Source organism: Marinomonas posidonica IVIA-Po-181, from assembly GCF_000214215.1.
GTDB classification, from domain to species: Bacteria; Pseudomonadota; Gammaproteobacteria; order Pseudomonadales; family Marinomonadaceae; genus Marinomonas; species Marinomonas posidonica.
This window is the reverse complement of record NC_015559.1, coordinates 1559982-1579985: the sequence shown is the minus strand read 5'-3', so window position 1 is coordinate 1579985 and position 20004 is coordinate 1559982. Positions and strand designations below refer to the sequence as shown.

The following is a 20004-nucleotide window of genomic DNA, read 5'->3' as shown; positions in this document are numbered from 1 at the left end:
TACCAAAAAAAGATTTAGTTTCGATACAACACTTTGATCAAATGGAAGCCGAACTGAGTTTTCACAGGACCTTGAACCTTTAATAAAGGCCCACCAAACACAGCCTTATCAAACGCTGGCACCATATCACCTTTGTGGAACTCACCAAGATCGCCACCTTTTTTTCCAGAAGGGCAAGTCGAAAACTGTTTTGCCAACTTATGAAAATCCGCACCCTTATCCAATTTATTCTTGATAGAAGCTGCTTCTGCTTTCGTTTTAACCAAAATGTGACATGCACTCGCCGTTGGCATGAAAACCTCTAATTGTTGAATCTGCTAGATAAAATACTTTAACCCAATTAGTATAATAGAATTACCTATGTGTCATCACTAGTTGAATCAACTTTTACGACATTAATGAATATAAAGATAACCAATAGGCCAGGACATTCATGAGCACATATGCAGTCATCAGCGATTTATCCTTTCTCCTTGTTGAACCGTCTGAAACACAACGAAAAATCATCACAAAAGCATTAGAAGATGCCGGCATTAAGCAAATTGAATATGCCAGCAACATAGAAGAAACCATCTCAACTCTATCCAACTTTCCGCCGGACCTCGTTATTTCCTCTATGTATTTACCTGATGGCTCGGCAAACGAATTAATTGATAGAATTCGTAGCAATCAAGCCACAGAAGAGCAATGCTTCATGCTGATTTCCAGCGAAAGCAACCGCAACTATTTAGAGCACTTGAAACAATCTGGCGTATTGGCCATTTTACCCAAACCTTTCAATCAAAAAGACTTAAAACGTGCCATTCACGCCACTCTCGACCTCATCGTTGAAGAGGAAATTGATTTAGAAATGTTTGACCCGAAAAGCTTACGCGTTCTGGTCACAGACGACAGCTTGATGGCAAGAAAGCACGTTAGTAAAACACTGAACACCATGGGCATAGAAGACATTGAATTTGCGGAGAATGGCCGTGAAGCAATTGAACGGCTTAATGAATCAGAGTTTGATCTAATTGTGACCGATTACAACATGCCAGAAATGGATGGTCGAGAACTCACTGAAGCTGTCAGACAAAATCCTGAGATCGCCCACATCCCAATCTTGATGGTGAGCTCAAACTCAGAAGACAGTCAACTTTCAAACATTACTCAAGAAGGCGTTGATGCCGTCTGTGGTAAACCTTTTGAGCCCAATACTGTCCGTCAACTGCTGGCTCAAATTCTTAACTAAACCTTCGCTTAGAAGCCCTATTTGTCAAAGCATAAAAAAAGAGCTCAATTGAGCTCTTTTTTTATGCTTTGACAAACTCATTAACAATCTGACATTAATGCTTTAACAATAGGCACATTCGCCTCAGGAAAATCGTAATCCGCCAACTCAGTGATCGACACCCAGCGAATCTCTTGACCTTCTGAACCAGAAGGCTCACCAGTAAAGTCAGTAACTTTGAAGAAAATCAGCTCTACTTGCTTATCACCATAATCATGCGCAATCGTATCAAAATGCTCACAGGCCTCAACCTGTATACCACATTCCTCTTGGAGCTCACGAGCCAAGGCCACATCAGCCGCTTCAGACGCTTCACATTTACCACCAGGAAACTCCCAAAGCCCGCCTTGATGCTGTGAAGCATGACGCAATGCAATAAATACTTGCTCATCACGCAATATCAAACCAACAGCGACTTTAATCAACATCAGGTACGATACTCAGCATTAATGGTGACATACTCATGAGAAAAATCCGTCGTCCAAACCGTGTCTGCAGAATCACCCATCCCTAAATTTACCAAGATATGAATGTCTTCTGGTGCCATCGCCTGCACTCCGTGCTCTTCTAGATAATCTGGAGAGCGCCCACCATCACGCGCAATCTCAAAACCGTTAATGTGAAGCTGTACTCGATCAACATCCAAACCAGCCACACCAGCACGGCCCACTACCGCTAAAATACGACCCCAATTAGGATCCGAAGCAAACAAGGCCGTTTTTACCAAAGGAGAATGAGCAATCTCGAACGCAGTCTTAGTCGCATCATCAGTTTGCTTTGCTCCGATCACCTCTACCGTGACAAACTTAGTCGCTCCTTCACCATCACGAACAATGGCATGAGCCAGCTCTTGCATCACGTCAGTAAATGCATCTTCAAACGCTTGCGCCAGCGGCGTTTCCAACGAAGCAATCATTTCATTACCCGCTTTACCAGTGGCAATGACAATACAAGCGTCATTAGTAGAGGTATCACTGTCTACAGTGATGCGATTAAAACTTTTGTCTGTCGCTTTTTTCAATAATTGCTGCAATAAGTCAGGCGCAATTGCCACATCAGTACAGACGTAACCTAACATGGTAGCCATATTAGGACGGATCATACCCGCCCCCTTTGAGATACCACCAATTCGATATGTTTTACCTTCAAATTCAAACTCACGACACGAGCCCTTCGGCAAAGTATCGGTCGTCATGATACCCAGCCCTGCATCAGCCCAATTAGCCGAAGACAAGCTAGACAATGCCGCTGGAATGGCCTCAATGATCTTATCCGCTGGCAACGGCTCACCAATCACGCCGGTTGAAAAGGGCAAAACAGATTCAACTGACACGCCAGCTTGCTCCGCCAATGCCTGACAAGTCTTCAAAGCATTTTCAACACCAGGCTGGCCGGTACCAGCATTAGCATTACCTGTATTGATCAATAAATAGCGCGCATTTGTTTGCGCCAAATGAGATCGACAGACACGAACTGGCGCCGCACAAAATGCATTCTGAGTAAAAACACTAGCGACACTCGCACCTTCACACACTTCAAAGAGCACAACATCTTTTTTGTTGAGCTTTTTAATACCTGCTTCCGCAACGCCAATTCTCACCCCATCAATCTCAGGGATAGCCGGAAAATCCTGCAAGCCAACAGCCATTTATTTGTTACTCCAATTACACCAGTTTACCGTGACACTGTTTATATTTTTTACCCGAACCACAAGGACAAGGCTCATTACGACCCACTTTAGGTACATTTTGAGCTGAATTTGTCGCCCCACCTTCCGCTGAGTCAGCAAGAGAATCAACAGAGTTATGAACCATATTCATCTGCATTTTCGCTTCTTGCTCTTTTCGAGCCAGCTCAATCTTCTCTGCTTCATCAGCAGATTGAACCTTCACTCTAGTAATAATTTGCACCACTTCAAATTTGATTTGCTCCATCAAACCTTGGAACAACTCAAACGCTTCACGCTTATATTCCTGCTTAGGATTTTTTTGAGCATAGCCTCGAAGGTGAATGCCTTGTCTCAGCATATCCATCGTCTGCAAGTGCTCTTTCCACAATGTATCCAGAACTTGCAATAAAACCTGCTTTTCAAAAGAGCGGAATTGCTCAGCACCCGCTACCTCTTCTTTTGCTTGATAGTCTGCTACAAAGCAATCAAGAACCTTTTGACGCAATGGCTCTTCATACAATTTCTTATCTTCTTCAAGCCATTGTGATACGGGAATCGTCAAGCTGAATTCATTACGAATTTTTTCTTCTAGCCCTGCCACATCCCACATATCAAAGATACTTTGAGGCGGAATGAACTCATCAATTACCCCAGTAACAACCTCTTCACGCATCGCTGCAATGGCTTCAGACAAATCTTCAGACACCATCATATCAAAGCGCTGACGGTAAATTACCTGACGCTGGTCGTTGGCAACATCATCGTATTCTAGCAACTGCTTACGAATATCAAAGTTACGACCTTCCACTTTACGCTGCGCTTTTTCAATGGCATTTGAGACCATCTTATGCTCTATCGCTTCACCTTTTTCCATGCCTAAGGCCACCATCATTTTCTTGATGCGGTCAGACATAAAGATACGCATTAAATTGTCTTCTAGTGACAAGTAAAAACGAGAAGAACCAACGTCACCTTGGCGTCCAGCACGTCCACGCAGCTGATTATCGATGCGACGAGACTCATGACGCTCGGTACCAATAATATGCAAGCCACCGGCCGCCAACACGGCATCATTACGACCTTGCCAATCCTCTTTTAATGCTGCAATCTGTTCTTCTGAAGCAGACTCACCAAGTTGATCCAACTCAACCTGCAAGTTACCGCCCAACACAATATCCGTACCACGACCTGCCATGTTAGTCGCGATCGTCACAGCGCCAGGTCGACCCGCTTCCGCCACAATTTCAGCTTCACGCTCATGCTGCTTAGCATTCAAAACGTTGTGCTTGACGTTTTTCTTGTTTAGATAATTCGACAGTAACTCAGAATACTCAATCGACGCTGTACCAACCAAAACTGGTCGGCCCTGCTTCACATTGTCTTCGATATCCACGACAATGGCTTCAAATTTGTCTTGAGTCGACATATAGATGAGATCGTTATAATCCTTACGCTGAACCTGACGGTTGGTCGGGATCACAATCACTTGCAGAGCATAAATTTGCTGAAATTCAAATGCTTCCGTATCCGCTGTTCCCGTCATTCCAGACAGCTTTTCATACAAGCGGAAATAATTTTGGAAGGTAGTCGATGCCAAAGTTTGACTCTCTGCCTGAATCGTCACACCTTCTTTTGCTTCAACCGCCTGATGAATACCTTCAGACCAGCGACGCCCAGCCATGGTTCGGCCAGTGTGCTCATCAACGATGACAATTTGGTCACCTTGAATCACATAATCCACGTTCTTTTTGAAAATGACATGCGCTTTCAAACAAGCATGAACATGATGAAGTAAGGCTAGATTAGAGGCGGCATAAAGGCTCTCACCTTCTTCCAACATACCCTGTTCAACCAACCAAGACTCAACAAAACCATGACCTTCTTCAGTTAATTCAATGCTTCGCTGAGACTCATCAAGCACATAATGTCCGCCTTGTCCCTCTTCACCTTCATCCGCTTCAACATGAGGGATAAGCAAGCCTGCCAAAGCATTAATTTTACGATATTGCTCTGAACTGTCTTCAACCGCACCCGATATAATCAAAGGCGTACGCGCTTCATCAATCAAGATGGAGTCAACTTCATCCACCACAGAGAAATTCAAATCACGCTGCACTCGGTCTTCCAGACGGAACACCATGTTGTCTCGTAAATAGTCAAAACCAAATTCGTTATTCGTACCATAGGTAATATCACTAAGGTAAGCCGCTTTTTTGTCTTCTCTTTCTTGCCCAGAGAAAACCACACCGACACTCATGTCTAGAAACTCATAAAGCGGTCTCATCCAATTAGCATCACGTTTTGCCAAATAGTCATTGACCGTAACAACGTGAACACCTTTTGAACTCAAAGCATTTAGATAGACAGCTAAGGTTGCTACTAGTGTTTTACCTTCACCAGTACGCATCTCGGCAATACGGCCTTCATTCAGAACCATACCGCCAATCAACTGAACATCAAAGTGACGCATACCCATCACTCGACGACTGCCTTCACGAACGGTTGCAAACGCTTCTGGCAAAATAGAATCCAGTGACGCGCCCTGCTCAATCCGTTCACGAAAATCACCCGTTTTAGCGGATAAGTCATCGTCCGATAATAATTTAAAGCTTTCTTCAAGCTGATTAATCTGTGTCACAACTTTCTTGTAACGTTTTACTTCTCGGTCATTCTTAGTACCGACAATTTTTTTAATTACAGTTCCTAACATCTCGAATTCAACGTAGCCAATTAGTAATAAATAGAGTCTATCACGGTAATGTGTGACAAAACATGAAATATCAAGGACCTAGACACAAAAAAACCAGACATATAGTCTGGTTTTTTACATTACCTAGTTGATCGCTTAATTAAGCACCAACGAAAGCGGGCTCAACGTATGACACAGGATTTTCTTGTGCTTCATCTTCGAATACAACGTATTCCCAAGCCTCTGGCTGCTCAAGAAGCGCCAATAAAAGCTTATTGTTCAGACCATGACCTGACTTGTAAGCTTTATACTCACCAATCAAGCTATGACCTAGAAGATAAAGATCACCAATTGCATCCAAAATCTTGTGACGAACAAGCTCATCACGGTAACGCAAACCTTCTTCATTCAATACACGATAGTCGTCTAGTACGATGGCATTTTCCATGTTCGCACCACGCGCAAGATTATTCGTTTTGAAGTATTCGATGTCTTTCATAAAACCAAATGTGCGTGCACGACTGATCTCTTTAACAAAGGTAGTGGTCGAGAAATCGAGTGTCGTCGTTTGAACATCTTCACCAATAGCTGGGTGCTCAAAATCAATCTTGAATGACAATCTAAAACCTGTATGCGGCTCAAGAGAAGCATACTTATCGCCATCTTCGATGCGAATTGGTTTTTTAACGCGAATAAATTTCTTCGGCGCATTTTGCGCTTCCAATCCTGCTGACTGCAACAAGAAAACGAAAGGGCTCGCACTACCATCCATTAATGGAATCTCGCTAGCGCTTACCTCAACATAAGCATTATCAACCCCTAGACCAGCCATAGCAGAAAGCAAATGCTCAACAGTACTAACCTCTACACCATTCTGCGACAAAGCAGTTGCAAAGTTTGTTGAGCCCACCAGGCGTGCATCCCCATGAATCTCGACAACTGGGTCTAGATCCGTACGAACAAATACGATGCCGGTATTTACAGGGGCAGGTTTCAGTGTCAAATACACTTTCTCGCCAGAGTGCAGACCAACGCCAGTTGCTCGAATAATGTTCTTAAGTGTGTGTTGGCGTACCATTCTATTCCTACATTTTTATGACTGGATACATTTGTTTACAAATATATCAATAACTCATTTTTTATACAATCCAACATTTTGATTTTGCATCATTTTTACTTAAACTAGTCAGCTTGACGACGCAAAAATGCAGGAATGTCCAAATACGATAATTTATCGCTACCTGAATTCGAATTTGAATCCGAAGACTCATTAGACTCATCTAGGCTTTTCTCTACCGTTTCCACCTTCACACTTGGTGAAGGCGTTGACACTGGTTGAACCGTTTCTTGAGGTGTTACCACTTCTTTCTCAATAACCGGCTCAGCCTTAGTCATAACTGGTTGAGAGACAACAGATTCGCCAACAGCAGACTTCATTTCAACTGCCTTTCGACCCTCTAAACCAGTAGCCACTACTGTAACTCGCATCTCATCACCCACACTCGGGTCAATCGCACAGCCAATTACAACAGTTGCATCTTCCGATGCATATTCTTCAATGATGCCACCCACCTCGGTAAACTCTGACAAACCGACTTCTTCGTTTGCCGTAATGTTTACCAGCACGCCACGCGCACCTTTTAAGTTGATGTCTTCCAATAATGGATTGTGTATTGCCGCCTCAGCCGCAACTCTCGCTCGATCTTCACCTAAAGCTGAACCTGTCCCCATCATCGCCATACCCATTTCTGACATCACAGTTCTTACGTCAGCAAAGTCGACGTTGATAAGACCAGGACGCATAATGAGGTCTGTAATACCTTGCACGGCGTTAAACAAAACATTGTTGGCTTCGCCAAACGCTTTTAGCAGAGAAATGTTCTTTCCTAATACGGGCAACAAACGTTCGTTCGGCACTGTAATTAATGAATCGACATTTTCTCGCAATTCTTTAACACCTTCTTCAGCTACTCTTGCTCGACGGCGGCCTTCGAATGGAAACGGCTTAGTCACAACAGCGACTGTTAGGATGCCTAACTCACGCGCAACTTTAGCAATAACCGGGGCTGCACCAGTACCTGTACCGCCTCCCATACCAGCGGTAATAAACACCATATCCGCGCCAGTCAGTAACTGAGTAATTCGCTCTTGATCTTCCAAAGCAGAGTCACGCCCTACTTCTGGATTTGCCCCTGCACCCAAACCTTTAGTAATGGTTGAGCCAAGCTGCAATGAAATTCCTGTATCAAACCCGACTAGGGCTTTAGAGTCAGTGTTAGCACAAATAAACTCAACACCTTCCAATTGATTTTCAAGCATGTGACGAACAGCATTACCGCCACCACCGCCTACACCAACAACTTTAATCACTGCATTGTCGGTCAAACTATCTTCGGCCATATCAAAGACATTCATGGGCTTACTCGCTCCTCAAAAAAATTCGCTATCAATTTTGGTTAGATGTAACTTTGAAACCAATGCTTCAACTTCTGCCAAGCTTTCGTTGCACTGAAAGATGACTTGATTTCATTCTTCGGAGCCAAAATTGATGCTTCACGTTTAGTTTGCGTCTTAGACATCATCCCTTTAGCGATTTCGGCTACATCAGCCTCTTTACTACCATAAGCCAACAATCCAACGCTGGTTGAATATATCGGGTTATCGACAATATCTGACATTCCTTTAGTACAATCTGGTACAGACAACCGTACTGGCATCTGAAAAACCTTCTCCGCCAAGTCTGCTGCACCTTCCATGAGCGACGTACCACCAGTAATAACAATACCTGCAGGGATGCGCTCGGCATAACCACTGCGTCTTAATTCATCCAGAATTAAATTGTAAATTTCTTCATACCTTGCTTCTACCACTTCTGTTAAAGCATGACGTGTTATTGATCTTGGCTGACGATCCCCAACACTGGGCACCTGCAACACTTGATCGGTAGACGCCATAGAAGACATAGCACAAGCGTATTTCACCTTAATCTCTTCAGCATGCTGTGTCGGAGTTCTCAAGGCCATTGAAATATCATTGGTCACTTGATCTCCTGCCACAGGCACCACAGCGGTATGATGCAGGGCACCATCGATCCAAACTGCAATGTCTGAAGTACCGGCACCGATATCAATCAGGCAAACACCTAAATCTTTTTCATCTTCACTCAATGACGAATCACTGGACGCCAACTGAGATAAGATGACACCATCTACGCCCAAACCACATCGCTTAATGCATTTTTCAACATTCATTACTGCGTTAACCGCACCAGTAATCAAATGAACATTGGCCTCTAATCTAACACCTGACATACCAAGCGGATCTTTAATCCCCTCTTGCGAGTCAATATGATATTCCTGAGGCAGAATATGCAGCACTCGTTGGTCGGATGAAATAGGCACGGCTTGAGCCGCATCTATCACACGTTCAATATCTTCCGTTTGAACCTCTCCATTCTTCACGGCAACAATGCCGTGAGAATTAAGACTTCGGATGTGGCTGCCTGCCACACTGACGTAAACCGAATGTATATTACAACCAGCCATCAGCTCCGCTTCTTCAACCGCTCGCTGAATGGACTGAACCGTTGACTCTATATTAATAACAACGCCACGCTTCATTCCTTTAGCACTATGAGAGCCAATACCGACAATTTCTAAACTACCATCAGCCAGCACTTCACCAACTAAACAGATAACTTTCGATGTGCCTACATCTAGACCGACTATCATTTCACCTTCCCGGCATTATGTACGTTGTAACTCGGCCCATTTATTGTTTAAAAAAGCAACAAACGGGCCAAAATCAATTTTTTTTCTTCCAGCCCACGGCAACCCCATGAGGATAACGGGCGTCGACTGAAGTTATTTGTTCTATTCTACCTGATAAATCGCTTTTATACACGGCTATAAAGCGCTGCAATCGCTCTAAAATTTCATCTCGACCCAGCTTAACGGCTAGGCCGTTGCTAAAAACAATCTGCCAAGCCCCCCTAGGTTCCAAAGTGAGTTTCGCAATCCGCAATGACGTCGATGCCAACACCTGGCTAATTAAGCCGAATTGCTCTAGCACAACATCACTTGAATCCACAGGTCCATAAAGAATCGGCAGCGGCAAATCCGGCAACACACTAGGAGAAATCACAGCAGCAGAAGCGGAAATGATTTGCCCATCACGCCAGTATGCAAGCGGGATATACTCATGAACAACCACCTGCAAGGTATTTGGCCAAACTTTACGAACCTCTGCGCTTTCTACCCATGGCGATGACAGAACCACAGCCAATGCCTCGCTCACCGACAGACCAAGTAAACTTCTCCCCAACAAGGGTGCAAATTCTTTTTGCAAGCCAACTTGTGAAGTATTTTGAAAATCCCCTTTGATCTCAATTTTTTCAATCGCAAACCAAGCATCAGGGGAATCTTCGCCTTGAAAACTTGCCACTACGATCAAAAGTATCGCTCCAATGAGCGCTGCCAGCCTCATAAATGTCATTTACCTTACTTGAGACCAAGCCTGCAGTGCGATTTTTTCCACCAAGGCCGCATAATCCAATCCAACATGTGCTGCTGCCATCGGCACAAGGCTATGAGACGTCATACCAGGTGCGGTGTTTACTTCTAACACCCAAAACTGACCTTGCTGATCTCGCATCACATCAACACGCCCCCAACCATGACAACCCAATGACCGGTAAGCTTCTAGTGACAAACGTTTTAACTCAGCTTCATCTACATCATTCAAACCACAAGGCAAAAGATATTGCGTATCATCTGCCAGATATTTCGCCTCATAGTCATAAAGCTTGTGGTCTTCTGAAGGCTGCAAACCAATAGGCGGATAAGCTTCGTCATCTATAATGGTGATAGTAAATTCCGGCCCATTAACAAACTCCTCAACCAACACATCCGAATCGTATTCTAAAGCCTGCTGCAAAGCCGCCTCTAACTCTGCTTGATTGGCAACCTTATTAATACCGATAGTAGACCCTTCGCGAGAAGGCTTCACAATCAATGGATAGGACATCGCCTGCTCTATTTCAGTAACGCTCGCCTCTCCAGAAAAGGACAAATAAGCCGGTGTCGGAATACCTAAACCTCGCCAGAATCGCTTGGTAAGGACTTTGTCCATAGCAAAACCACAGGCTAATGGAGAACTGCCGGTGTAGGGCTTACCCATCATTTCCAACAATGCTTGAACTCGGCCATCCTCTCCTTCACCACCATGCAAAGCAATAAAAGCCAGATCAAATTCAATGGATTGTAATTGAGCAATAGGATCTGCCGCTTGCTCAACACCATACAAATCCACATCAACGACTTGATAACCTTTAGAACGCAATGCCTTAGATATCATAGTGCCACTCTCAAGCGACACTTCACGCTCTGCGGATCGACCACCATAAATCACAGCAATCACTGAATCTTGCAACGACTTCAACATATCAAATCCCATCCACAGACAATTTTTTCGACACAGCACCGATATCACCAGCACCTTGGGTAATGAGCAAGTCGCCCTCTCGCAACACATTACTTAAAATAGACCGCAAGTCGGATTCACCACCCACATGAATTGGATCGACTGTGCCACGCTGGCGAATACTGCCACATAAAGAGCGACTATCAGCACCATTTATAGGCTGCTCCCCCGCCGCATAAACGTCCAACAACAACAACACATCCACTTGCGATAACACGCGAACAAAATCTTCATACAAATCACGAGTTCGAGAAAATCTGTGTGGTTGATACACCATCACCAGACGCTTCTCTGGCCAGCCTTCGCGAATGGCTTTAATGGTCGCCAATACCTCGCTTGGATGATGACCATAATCATCAACGAACATAACCTCTGAACCGTTACTAAGCGCCAAAGGTTGCTGCTCCTGAAAGCGTCGACCAACCCCTTCAAACCCCATCAAACCTGCTTGAATGGCTGCCGCATCAACACCAAGATCCGTCGCCACAGCAATCGTAGAAAGTGCATTCAAGACATTATGCCGCCCCGGCATAGGCAAGCGTATTTTCAACGGTTCACCCTCAGGACGATGCGCCATAAATTCACAATAGCGACCAGTCTGCTTGATATCCGTCGCATAAAAGTCTGCTTCTTGCTCAATACCATAGGTTAATACTGGGCGACTCAGCGCGGGCAAAATCTCTCGTACATTCGCATCATCCACACACATCACCGCCAAACCATAGAAAGGCAGGTTATGAACAAACTCAACAAAAGTGTGCTTCACTTTTTCAAAGTCACCTTGATAGGTATCCATGTGGTCTTCATCAATATTGGTAACAATGACCGTTTGAGGCTGCAAATGTAAAAAAGACGCATCACTTTCATCCGCTTCAGCCACCAAATAAGAACTACTACCAAGCTGTGCGTTCGTACCAGCGCTAGTCAACCGACCACCAATTACAAAGGTTGGCGTCTCACCTGTCGCCGCCAACACTGATGCCATCAAACTGGTTGTGGTGGTCTTACCATGCGTACCGGCCACCGCAATACCATGACGATAGCGCATCAGCTCTGCGAGCATTTCGGCACGTCGCACAATTGGAATACGGTGCTCTTTACCCCAAATAATTTCTGGATTTTCTTCATTAATCGCAGTGGATACGACAATCACATGAGCATCATGAACGTTTTCTTCCAAATGCCCTATGTATATCTTAATCCCTAACTCTGCTAAACGATCCGTCGTAGAAGACGCTTTAAGATCAGAACCAGATACCTGATACCCTTGGTTATGCAGCACCTCTGCAATGCCACACATCCCCACTCCACCAATACCAATAAAGTGAATATTCTGGATTCGACGCATGGTCGGAATATCGTATTGAGCTTTGTTTTCTATCATGATTTAACTAACCTTAAGCAATGCGCAACCACATCTTGTGTTGCACTCGGATGAGCAACCAACTTCGCTTGCCCTCCCATTTTCAACAATGTTTCTTCACTTTCTAACAAACCCGCCAGCATAGAAATGACTTTCTCACTGCTGAGCTCAGGCTGTGGCAGCAAATATGCGCCACCCACTTTCTCAAGATGACGAGCATTTTCTGTTTGATGATCATCAATGGCAAAAGGATAAGGCACTAAAATCGAAGGTAAACCGGCTACCGCCAACTCACTGACCGTCATTGCACCAGCGCGGCACAATACCACATCGGCCCAATAATACGCTTGATTCATATTCTCTAAATAAGCATCTACTCGTGCCTCAACCTTTAGAATGCCATACGAAGCCTGAACTTCCTGATGGTTACGCTTTCCGGTTTGATGCCAAACATCCAGTCGCTGAGAAAAAGGCCATTCTGCAAGCACCTTGGGAACAACGTCATTAATCGCCTTCGCCCCTAAGCTCCCACCAACCACCAACAATCTTAATGGCCTTGCTGTTTCCAAACGAGATGAGCGCACTACTTGTTGCAAAATATCACGGCGAATTGGGTTACCTAACGTTAACGCGTTAGGCAAAGCTCCCGAAAACGCCTGCATTTTTAAACCAGCCACTTTGCCCAACAGTTTATTTGTCGTCCCAGACACCGCGTTTTGCTCATGAATCGCCAACGGGATACCAAGCAATTTCGCTGCAACACCACCAGGCCCAGCAACAAATCCGCCCATGCCCAATACCACGTCTGGCTTTAGAGATTGCAAAACGGCAATCGCCTGACCTATGGCATGAATAATACGAAACGGCGCAGCGACAAGACCCAACACGCCTTTACCACGCACACCTTTAATAGACAGAGTATGTAGTGGGATATCGTGTTGCGGCACAATGGATTCTTCCATCCCCCCCTTCGATCCCAACCAATGTACTTCAATGCCCTTTTCCCTAAAGTCATGCGCACACGCCAATGCAGGATAAATATGACCACCTGTACCGCCAGCCATGATGACGACTTTTTTTACATTACTCATCGCTCACTCTCTTTATCCATATTGGCACTCGAATCTGATAATTGAGCACGACGATTTTCCACATCCACACGGGCCACAACAAACAAACTGGCCAGCGTAATAATTAAACTACTGCCACCAAAACTAATCAGCGGCAAGGTCAACCCCTTGGTTGGTAAAAAGCCCGTATTCACCCCAATATTGATAATCACCTGCGCCAAAATAAGAATGGCAAAACCAAAGCACGTATAGGCGGCAAAAGGTCGATCAAGTGACATAGCACGATAACCAATCTTAAACGCACGACTCACCATCAGACCAAACAACAGAATCAACAATAAACCACCAACCATCCCAGTCTCTTCAACCCAAATTGAAAACACAAAATCCGTGTGGGCTTCAGGCAAATAGGACAATTTCTGCACACTGTTTCCTAACCCGAGACCGAACCACTCACCGCGTCCATAAGCGATTAATGCCTGACTTAATTGATAGCCCTCATTAAAGGGGTCAGCCCAAGGATCAATGAAATTCATCAGTCGTTTTAAACGGTAACTCTCTGATATTGCCACGACACCAAGCATAGAAACTGCCGCGACTAATAAGAGCAAGAATTGATAAAGGGGCGCACCACCAAGAAACAGCAACACCATGACAGTTCCCAGCAAGACTACAGAAGCACCAAAATCGGGTTCAAAAAGCAAAAACAGCAAAAAAATACTACAAAGGCAAAGAGGCAAGACAAAACCAACCCAGCCCTCGCGAACTCGATCAGCACGACGCACTAAATAACCAGAGACGTACACCACCATACAGACTTTAGCGACTTCCGAAGCCTGCAAGTTAAAGACCACTAGATTGATCCAGCGACGACTCCCGTTAACACTCTTACCTATGCCCGGCACCAATACCAGAATCAATAAAATCAAAGACAACCCCATCATCAGGATGCCCCATTTTTGCAATTGCGCTGTGGGTAATGACAACATCACCGCTCCGAACGTCAATCCAAGCAAAAGGTAGAGTGATTGCCTTAACATGAAGAAATATGGATGACCATGAATGCTTTCAGAAATGGAAATAGAGGCACTTGACACCATCACCAAACCCAGCGCCAATATGGCCACTACAGACGCTAAAAACCATGCATCCACACGAATGAATTCGCGCCAAGACACTCGATCAAACAGGGCTAACCAAGTCATAGCTGATTAACCAAATCAACAAAATGTTGACCACGCTGTTCAAAGTTCTTATACATATCCAAACTCGAACATGCGGGTGAAAACAAGACAATGTCATCAGGCTGAGCAATCTGAGAGGACGCCGCAACCATTTCATCAAGCGTGTCACAGCGAGATAATTCAACGCCTTCAGGCACAATATCAGCAATACGTTGTGCATCTTTACCAAACAAGTAAAGGTGGCGAACATAGGTTAGCATAGGCTTGGTAAGATCTTTGAACTCAGCCCCTTTACCATCACCACCCGCTAACAGCAAAATATTCCTCTGATGTGTTCCCAACCCCTGCAAAGCCGCCAAGGTTGCCCCTACATTCGTACCTTTAGAATCATTAATATAAGTAACCCCTTGATGCTCTCGTACTGTCTCACATCGATGAGCCAGGCCTCCAAACTCTGCTAGTACCGCTGCAATTTTTGGCGATGTCACATCCACTTTGAGCAATTCCAGCATGGCCAAGCAAGCCAAGACATTGGCATGATTATGCGAACCTTTTAAGGCAATTTGTGACGTATGATACAAACGCTCAACACCACGACACAGCCATGCACCAGAATCATCCGGCAACAAACCAAATTCTTTAAGATCAGGGCTTTTAGTGGTAAAGGCTCGAACTGGTACACCTTCTGCGAGTAATGGTGCGGTAAGAATGTCTTGCTTATTACAGACAGCCGCTTTACAACCACGATAGACTCTCTGCTTAGCACGTTGATAAGAATATAAATCGTCATAACGATCCATATGATCTTCTGACACATTCAATAAACAAGCGACATCCGCTTGCAAGGCATGAGTGGTTTCAAGCTGAAAGCTCGACAATTCCAATACGTAGAAATCTACATCTGGTGCCAATAGATCCAATGCTGGCAACCCCAAGTTACCGCCAGCAATGGCTTTATGCCCTACAGCTTGCAACAGTAAAGCCAACAAACTGGTGACTGTACTTTTCGCATTAGAACCTGTGATCGCAATGAAAGGTGCGTTGGCGTAATCGCAAAACAAATCGATATCGCCACGCATCGACACGCCCTGCTCAGCTAAACGTTGTAAAACAGGGGTCTTAAGGGCGATGCCCGGACTAACAAACAATTCGGTGACCCCTAAGGTTTCCAACACCTCAAGCTCACCGGTAAAAATCCGCTCTGGCGGACAAAACGCTTTTACATCTTCTAAGCCTGGTGGCTGCTCTCTTGAATCAACCACATAAAAGTCCAAGCCTTTACTCGCCAAAAAGCGCGCGCAAGACAAGCCTGTCGCTCCCAAGCCGACAACGGCTCTAACCCGATCTGACCCGATCAACGACATGACAACTCTCCTAACGTACTTTCAGCGTAGCCAAACCAACCAATACCAAACACACAGTAATGATCCAGAAACGCACAATCACTTTTGGTTCAGCCCACCCCTTCAACTCAAAATGATGATGAATTGGTGCCATTCTAAAAATACGACGCTTGGTCAATTTATAGGAGGCAACTTGCAAGATGACAGACACGGTCTCCATAACAAACACACCACCCATGATAAACAACACCAGTTCCTGTCGAACAATGACCGCAATCACACCTAAAGCCGCACCAAGCGCAAGCGAGCCCACATCCCCCATGAAAATTTGCGCAGGATAGGTGTTGAACCATAAAAAGCCTAATCCCGCACCGGCTAAAGCAGCACAAAACACCAGCAACTCCCCAGTTCCTTGAACATAGGGAATCAATAAGTATTCGGAAAATTGGCTGTTACCAGTCAAATAAGCAAAAATACCCAACGCGCCACCGACCAAAACGGTCGGTAAAATAGCCAGCCCATCAAGCCCGTCTGTCAGGTTAACCGCATTACTAGTACCAACAATGACAAAATACGTTAGCACCACAAAGAAAATCCCCAACGGTATCACGACGTCTTTGAACAAAGGCACAATCAATGACGTCTCAGTAGGCGTTGTCGCCGTAAGATACAAAAATATCGCCGCCGCTAAACCAAAAAAACTTTGCCAAAAATATTTCCACTTTGCTGGCAAGCCTCTAGGGTTTTTTTCAACCACTTTACGATAATCGTCCACCCAACCAATAGCACCGAAACTTAACATCACCAAGACCACCAACCAAAGATAATGGTTGCTTAAATCACCCCACAGGATCGTGCTGACCGAAATGGAAAAAATGATCAGCGCACCACCCATAGTAGGGGTGCCCGCTTTTGATAAATGGGTTTGTGGGCCGTCATCACGAATCGCCTGACCAATTTGCAGGCGCTGTAACATGGCAATGACTTTATTGCCAATTAGCAAGGAAATAACCAATGCCGTTAACACACCTAAAATGGCGCGTAATGACAGGTAATTAAATACAGTAAAAAATGTGTGGTACTTACTTAAATAGGTCGTTAGAAGAAGTAACATCGTTCAAGAACATCCTAATCTTTTAATCTTTCTATAATTTTTTCCATCTTAGCTGAGCGTGAACCCTTCACTAAAATAGCATGGTTTTCATTTAGCTCTTGTACTACAACAGCCGCTTCTTCATGATTCTCACAAAAATATACGCTCCCACCTTGTTGCTTAAATGCCTCTCCAGCGATGGCTGCTAAAGACCCTAAACAGACCAAGTTAGTAATTCCTTTGGCTTTTGCATACTCTCCTAGTTCTGCATGAAATTCATTTTGGCGCTCGCCAAGCTCCCCTAAACCGCCCAATACCAACCAAGTAGATTGAGCAGACTGCATCGTTAAGACGTCGATTGCCGCCTTAACAGACGTTGGGTTGGCATTGTAACAATCATTGATCAGCAGAGCCCCTTTTTTTGTTTTCAAACGCTCCATTCGTCCAGCCACTTGGATAGGCTGAGCCAACGTGGCAACAGCAGCAGCAAAAGAAAACCCAACCGACAACAAGGCCAACACCATCGCCATACCATTGGCAATTTGGTGACGACCTGGGCTCGCAATCAAAGCCGACAAAGATTCGCCCTGATAACACAATATGGCACGACTGCTATCCGCACCTAACTCAATGTGCTTTGCATACAAATCCGCTTGCTCGGTAAAACCAAAAGAATACACTTTTCTTTGACCTGCTAAACCACACCAATAATCAAAAAAACCATCATCCGAGTTTAAAATCACTGTTGCCTGCTCCGCCGCTCCAGAAATCAAACAACCTTTCTCTTTGGCGATACCTTCCAGCGATCCTAAGCCTTCAAAATGACTGCCACTGGCATTAGTCAAAATGACCACATCCGGCACCGCAATACGAGCCAGATTAGCAATTTCACCTGGATAATTTGTACCCGCTTCTATGACAGCCACTTGATGATATGGCTGCAATTCTAACAATGTCTGCGGCAAACCAATTTGATTATTCAAATTCGCGCGTGTTTTTAACACATTTTGGCCTGCAAGTGATTGAGCTAACCAATCTTTTACAGTGGTTTTACCATTACTTCCGGTAATGCATATCACTGGACCAGCAAACGCTTGGCGTACCAAATTGGCCACGCGACCATATGCCTCTAACGTGTTCGCCACTTTCACATGACAAACACCTTCTAATTTAATCTCACTCAATACACAAACGGCACCAGCGGACATGGCCTGATCAGCAAAATCATGACCGTCAAAACGCTCGCCACGTAAAGCCACGAATAGACAACCCGGCACGATTCGCCGAGTATCCGTCACCACCTCACGGATTAACTGGTTGTCTCCCACCAACTCACCATCACAAGCAAAGGCAATATCTTTAAGAGACAAACTAACTAACATAATGCTCTAACACCTTATAAGCTTCTTCTTTATCATCAAAATGATACTTAACACCATCAATATCCTGATAGGCTTCATGACCTTTACCCGCCACTAAAATAACATCGTCAGGGTTCGCAGACATGATCGCCTCATGTATCGCCAAGCGTCGATCGGCCTGCAGATGGTAACAGGCTTGACTGTCAGTTTTCGCCAACACATCTGAAAAGATTTGCTCAACTGATTCGGTTCTTGGATTGTCTGATGTAAGCCATACTGAATCCGCATTATCCAATGCCGCTGACATCATTAGAGGTCGCTTACCTCGATCTCGATCACCACCACAACCAAAGACACAAATTAAGCGCCCATTAATATGCTCTCTAATCGCGTTTAAAGCACTCTCTAATGCGTCTGAGGTATGGGCAAAATCCACCACAACAAGGGGCGCGGCTAATACCTCGACTTTATCCATTCGACCTGGAGCACCTTTCAACTCAGACAAACAGGCTATGAGCGCGGCCTTATTCTTTGCTGCTGACCACAAACAAGCCAAAGCCGCTAAAGCATTTTGTACATTAAAACGACCTAGCAAAGGTAAAAATACATCCGTCTCACCTTCTGGATGACACAAGACAAAACGGCATCCAGTGGGCTCCAACGTCAATTGCTTGGTATAAAAATCGGCTTGTGAATTGGCTTCACTGTAATAGATACAATGGGCATTTATCGCAGGTTGAGTCATAAAACCAACATACTCATCATCCAAGCAATACACGGCCTCTTGCACACTGGGAAAGGCAAACAACTTTTGCTTCGCAGCCGCGTAAGACGCCATGTCCCCATGATAATCCAAATGATCACGGGTCAAATTAGAGAAAACCGCCGTCTGAAAAGGCACCCCATGAATTCGCCCTTGATCCAAAGCATGAGAAGAAGCCTCGAAAGCCACATAGTCAATACCCTGCTGAGTTAAGGACATCAAGGTTTGATGCATGGTCAAAATATCTGGGGTCGTCTGATCCGCCGTTTGCAACTGCTCCAGTGGCCCTATCCCAAAGGTACCCACCAGGCCGCTCTTATACCCCATCATCTCGGCAAGTTGTGCCGCATAAAAACAAATAGACGATTTACCATTGGTCCCAGTGACTGCCATCATCTTGCTTGGCATGCGGCCAAAATATTGATGCAAACACATCACTAATAAAGCGGCCGGATCATCGACGGCAATAAGCTCTATGTCATAACGTTCAAGCTCAACTCCAGTCGGTACGACGGCAATTTGACAACCTAGGGCAACCACATCATCTAAGTAATCCCAACCGTTGGAACCGACACCAGCAAGCGCAAAGAAAACCCCATTCGCATCCAGTTTTCGACTGTCTATTTCTAAGTGGGTATATAAAGCAGAACGCGGGCTATTCTTTTCAGAATAGCCCGCCAAATTTAGTAATTCTTGATGGGATATAACTGGCATATTG

The 20004-nt window shown here is 44.9% G+C and carries 17 protein-coding genes; 1 reads left to right on the top strand and 16 read right to left on the bottom strand.

Annotated elements, in window-relative coordinates:
- Positions 1–14 precede the first annotated feature (14 nt).
- Positions 15–293 (bottom strand): peptidylprolyl isomerase PpiC, encoded by a 279-nt coding sequence (ppiC, locus tag MAR181_RS07410; RefSeq protein ID WP_013795985.1) that lies wholly within the window; start codon positions 291–293, stop codon positions 15–17.
- A gap of 140 nt (positions 294–433) precedes the next feature.
- On the opposite strand from ppiC, the gene MAR181_RS07405 reads away from it, so the two are divergent.
- Positions 434–1231 carry a response regulator gene (locus MAR181_RS07405; RefSeq protein WP_013795984.1) on the top strand — a complete coding sequence of 266 codons (798 nt, stop codon included), beginning with the start codon at positions 434–436 and terminating at the stop codon, positions 1229–1231.
- A gap of 80 nt (positions 1232–1311) precedes the next feature.
- On the opposite strand, the gene mutT is transcribed toward MAR181_RS07405, so the two are convergent.
- The 15 genes from mutT to MAR181_RS07330 all read right to left on the bottom strand — a co-directional run bounded on the left by mutT (position 1312) and on the right by MAR181_RS07330 (position 20000).
- Positions 1312–1698 carry an 8-oxo-dGTP diphosphatase MutT gene (mutT, locus tag MAR181_RS07400; protein ID WP_013795983.1) on the bottom strand — a complete coding sequence of 129 codons (387 nt, stop codon included), beginning with the start codon at positions 1696–1698 and terminating at the stop codon, positions 1312–1314.
- On the bottom strand, positions 1698–2918 hold the full coding sequence (gene argJ, locus MAR181_RS07395) for a bifunctional glutamate N-acetyltransferase/amino-acid acetyltransferase ArgJ (protein WP_013795982.1): 1221 nt from the start codon (positions 2916–2918) through the stop codon (positions 1698–1700). Before argJ ends, mutT begins: the two co-directional genes overlap by 1 nt.
- Positions 2919–2934: 16 nt before the next feature.
- A complete protein-coding gene (gene secA, locus MAR181_RS07390; protein ID WP_013795981.1) occupies positions 2935–5649 on the bottom strand; it encodes a preprotein translocase subunit SecA in 2715 nt (904 codons plus the stop codon).
- A gap of 139 nt (positions 5650–5788) precedes the next feature.
- The gene (lpxC, locus tag MAR181_RS07385; RefSeq protein WP_013795980.1) at positions 5789–6706 is read right to left on the bottom strand and encodes a UDP-3-O-acyl-N-acetylglucosamine deacetylase; all 918 of its coding nucleotides are present in this window, start codon (positions 6704–6706) and stop codon (positions 5789–5791) included.
- Between the two features lie 104 nt (positions 6707–6810).
- A complete protein-coding gene (gene ftsZ / locus MAR181_RS07380) occupies positions 6811–8043 on the bottom strand; it encodes a cell division protein FtsZ (protein ID WP_013795979.1) in 1233 nt (410 codons plus the stop codon).
- A gap of 41 nt (positions 8044–8084) precedes the next feature.
- Positions 8085–9359 (bottom strand): cell division protein FtsA, encoded by a 1275-nt coding sequence (gene ftsA, locus MAR181_RS07375; RefSeq protein ID WP_013795978.1) that lies wholly within the window; start codon positions 9357–9359, stop codon positions 8085–8087.
- A 73-nt stretch (positions 9360–9432) separates the two neighbouring features.
- Positions 9433–10122 (bottom strand): cell division protein FtsQ/DivIB, encoded by a 690-nt coding sequence (locus MAR181_RS07370; protein ID WP_245546224.1) that lies wholly within the window; start codon positions 10120–10122, stop codon positions 9433–9435.
- A complete protein-coding gene (locus MAR181_RS07365) occupies positions 10123–11070 on the bottom strand; it encodes a D-alanine--D-alanine ligase (RefSeq protein ID WP_013795976.1) in 948 nt (315 codons plus the stop codon).
- 1 nt (position 11071) lies between these two features.
- A complete protein-coding gene (gene murC, locus MAR181_RS07360) occupies positions 11072–12493 on the bottom strand; it encodes a UDP-N-acetylmuramate--L-alanine ligase (protein WP_013795975.1) in 1422 nt (473 codons plus the stop codon).
- The gene (murG, locus tag MAR181_RS07355) at positions 12490–13563 is read right to left on the bottom strand and encodes an undecaprenyldiphospho-muramoylpentapeptide beta-N-acetylglucosaminyltransferase (RefSeq protein WP_013795974.1); all 1074 of its coding nucleotides are present in this window, start codon (positions 13561–13563) and stop codon (positions 12490–12492) included. Before murG ends, murC begins: the two co-directional genes overlap by 4 nt.
- Positions 13560–14747, bottom strand: coding sequence for a putative lipid II flippase FtsW (gene ftsW / locus MAR181_RS07350; RefSeq protein WP_013795973.1), 1188 nt, complete (start codon positions 14745–14747; stop codon positions 13560–13562). The genes murG and ftsW overlap by 4 nt, the downstream gene beginning before the upstream one ends.
- Positions 14744–16090, bottom strand: a complete 1347-nt coding sequence (gene murD / locus MAR181_RS07345) for a UDP-N-acetylmuramoyl-L-alanine--D-glutamate ligase (RefSeq protein ID WP_013795972.1) — start codon at positions 16088–16090, stop codon at positions 14744–14746. Before murD ends, ftsW begins: the two co-directional genes overlap by 4 nt.
- A gap of 10 nt (positions 16091–16100) precedes the next feature.
- Positions 16101–17183 (bottom strand): phospho-N-acetylmuramoyl-pentapeptide-transferase, encoded by a 1083-nt coding sequence (gene mraY, locus MAR181_RS07340; RefSeq protein WP_013795971.1) that lies wholly within the window; start codon positions 17181–17183, stop codon positions 16101–16103.
- Between the two features lie 14 nt (positions 17184–17197).
- On the bottom strand, positions 17198–18544 hold the full coding sequence (locus tag MAR181_RS07335; protein ID WP_013795970.1) for a UDP-N-acetylmuramoyl-tripeptide--D-alanyl-D-alanine ligase: 1347 nt from the start codon (positions 18542–18544) through the stop codon (positions 17198–17200).
- A complete protein-coding gene (locus MAR181_RS07330; RefSeq protein ID WP_013795969.1) occupies positions 18534–20000 on the bottom strand; it encodes a UDP-N-acetylmuramoyl-L-alanyl-D-glutamate--2,6-diaminopimelate ligase in 1467 nt (488 codons plus the stop codon). The genes MAR181_RS07335 and MAR181_RS07330 overlap by 11 nt, the downstream gene beginning before the upstream one ends.
- Positions 20001–20004: the final 4 nt, after the last annotated feature.

Excerpts from the sequence above, each read along its gene's own strand:
- ppiC (WP_013795985.1), bottom strand. The coding sequence starts at position 293 with ATGCCAACGGCGAGTGCATGTCACATTTTGGTTAAAACGAAAGCAGAA.
- MAR181_RS07405 (WP_013795984.1), top strand. The coding sequence starts at position 434 with ATGAGCACATATGCAGTCATCAGCGATTTATCCTTTCTCCTTGTTGAA.
- mutT (WP_013795983.1), bottom strand. The coding sequence starts at position 1,698 with ATGTTGATTAAAGTCGCTGTTGGTTTGATATTGCGTGATGAGCAAGTA.
- argJ (WP_013795982.1), bottom strand. The coding sequence starts at position 2,918 with ATGGCTGTTGGCTTGCAGGATTTTCCGGCTATCCCTGAGATTGATGGG.
- secA (WP_013795981.1), bottom strand. The coding sequence starts at position 5,649 with ATGTTAGGAACTGTAATTAAAAAAATTGTCGGTACTAAGAATGACCGA.
- lpxC (WP_013795980.1), bottom strand. The coding sequence starts at position 6,706 with ATGGTACGCCAACACACACTTAAGAACATTATTCGAGCAACTGGCGTT.
- ftsZ (WP_013795979.1), bottom strand. The coding sequence starts at position 8,043 with ATGAATGTCTTTGATATGGCCGAAGATAGTTTGACCGACAATGCAGTG.
- ftsA (WP_013795978.1), bottom strand. The coding sequence starts at position 9,359 with ATGATAGTCGGTCTAGATGTAGGCACATCGAAAGTTATCTGTTTAGTT.
- MAR181_RS07370 (WP_245546224.1), bottom strand. The coding sequence starts at position 10,122 with ATGACATTTATGAGGCTGGCAGCGCTCATTGGAGCGATACTTTTGATC.
- MAR181_RS07365 (WP_013795976.1), bottom strand. The coding sequence starts at position 11,070 with ATGTTGAAGTCGTTGCAAGATTCAGTGATTGCTGTGATTTATGGTGGT.
- murC (WP_013795975.1), bottom strand. The coding sequence starts at position 12,493 with ATGATAGAAAACAAAGCTCAATACGATATTCCGACCATGCGTCGAATC.
- murG (WP_013795974.1), bottom strand. The coding sequence starts at position 13,563 with ATGAGTAATGTAAAAAAAGTCGTCATCATGGCTGGCGGTACAGGTGGT.
- ftsW (WP_013795973.1), bottom strand. The coding sequence starts at position 14,747 with ATGACTTGGTTAGCCCTGTTTGATCGAGTGTCTTGGCGCGAATTCATT.
- murD (WP_013795972.1), bottom strand. The coding sequence starts at position 16,090 with ATGTCGTTGATCGGGTCAGATCGGGTTAGAGCCGTTGTCGGCTTGGGA.
- mraY (WP_013795971.1), bottom strand. The coding sequence starts at position 17,183 with ATGTTACTTCTTCTAACGACCTATTTAAGTAAGTACCACACATTTTTT.
- MAR181_RS07335 (WP_013795970.1), bottom strand. The coding sequence starts at position 18,544 with ATGTTAGTTAGTTTGTCTCTTAAAGATATTGCCTTTGCTTGTGATGGT.
- MAR181_RS07330 (WP_013795969.1), bottom strand. The coding sequence starts at position 20,000 with ATGCCAGTTATATCCCATCAAGAATTACTAAATTTGGCGGGCTATTCT.